Origin of the sequence: Campylobacter sp. BCW_4332 (assembly GCF_001763175.1) — a bacterium.
In the GTDB taxonomy this organism is placed as follows: Bacteria; Campylobacterota; Campylobacteria; order Campylobacterales; family Campylobacteraceae; genus Campylobacter_D; species Campylobacter_D jejuni.
The window spans coordinates 1-1762 of record NZ_MJYF01000022.1; the positions used below are offsets into that span (position 1 = coordinate 1).

At 25.0% G+C, this 1762-nt stretch carries 1 protein-coding gene; it reads left to right on the top strand.

The window, feature by feature from the left end; all coding sequences use genetic code 11:
• Window positions 1–680: 680 nt before the first annotated feature.
• On the top strand, window positions 681–1762 hold a 1082-nt coding region (locus AJN64_RS09910; RefSeq protein ID WP_186820828.1), incomplete at its 3' end, for a hypothetical protein.

Sequence of the window (1762 nt, forward strand, 5' to 3'; positions counted from 1 at the left end):
TAGGCTATAATTCTACTTTCACAAAAATCTTCATCCTAGATAAAGAAAAGCTCAATGATACCTATCTTGATGCTAGAAAAAGGCTTTATAAATCTATCAATACTTTAAAAGAAAAAAGAAATGAAAAAATAAAAGATATCCAAGACTATTTAAATAAAGAAATTTCCTTACAAGATAATCTAAATAATCAAAGCTTTAATACTAAGGAAAATGATGTTAATTTAATTTTAAACGAAGTATTTAACATAGAGCAATTTTATGATAAAAATACCAATACCATAGTATTAAAGACAAATAATATAAAAATCATATTCTTAGATAAAGTAAATTTACAAGATTTGCAAGATAATTCTAACAATACTTCTTTCATCTCTATGTCAAATTTGATCCATATTTATGATAATCATTGTGATATTTTTGCAAAAGATAGAAGTGTTTTGGATATAAAGGACATAGAAGAAAAATATCAAATAGATTTTAAAAGTTTAGATATAAAAATCTTTTTAAACTCCACCCTCCTTACAGGATCAAATGAACTTCCTAATAATCCTTTTTACTTTGGAGAATTAGATCAAGATAATACTATAAAACAAGATACACCTAGTTATTATTTTTCTCCTAAAGATGAAAGCAGTGGCAAAGGAAGACTTAGCATCTTTTATAAAAATGATGAACTTTGTTTGCTTAATTATTCTATTATAGAAAATTCTTTAAATATTAAATTAGAATGTTTAAGCAAACAAAGCTTAGAGTATAAAGACTTAATTTCAAACACTTTAAAAGAACAAAAAACCACACAAGTAGATAAAAAACAAGCTATAGCTAAACTTCATGCTCTTTTAGAAAATCAAAACCTAGAATGTATCCATGGAGGTAAAGTCATACTTAAATCAAACAAAGGAAAAACTTTTAAAGACAATAACATTCCTATAATACTAGAAAGTGATTTATTAAACTCTAGTATAGTAGCTTGTCCTAATACTATAGCAGGTGTAAGTGTTCCTTGTACTAAAGTTGTTAATGTAAAAGGATCCTTATCTCAAAAGAAAGTCAATAATGAATTTGCAATCTTACAAGAACTCATCTCAGCTTGTAAAACAGATAAAGGCTTTGCTTTAAAAGTAAGCTTTACTCCTACTAAGTTTAAATTTGATCACAGCTTTGATCCTAAAGAGGGCTTAGGAGAACAAAGTAAAAATCAAATAGAGTTAAAAGAGCCTATAATAAGACTTCATTATAAAAGTGATAGATTTCAAAAAGATAATTTACCTATCTATAATCTTTTAATCAATAATGAAAAAAAAGAACAAGATAAGGCTTTAAATGAATTTAATATAGATTTAAAAGATTTAAAAGATATAGAGGATATAAATATTCTTAATCAATTCAAACAAGACTTTAGTAAAGATTATGAATTTAAAGAATTAAATCTTAGCTTTGATACTAATTTAATCAAACTTTATTTTATTATCCCAAAAAACATTGCTAAAGTTTATAAAAGTGCTTATAAGGAATTTGAAAATAAAGATTTAGGAGTAGGGTATTTTACACAGCTACATGAGTATGATAAAATCATCAAAAATGCTTTAGAAGATAATAAAGAATTAAACGAATATCATTTTAGTTTTTTAGCTCCTGCAAAAATGCAAAATTTAAAACTTCAAATCGCACAAGGACTAGATGAAATCTTAGAAGATGAAGATAGAAAACAAGAGTTTTATGTTTGTAAATTTGTGGTGGTAAATGGGGTTAGTGAAAACAA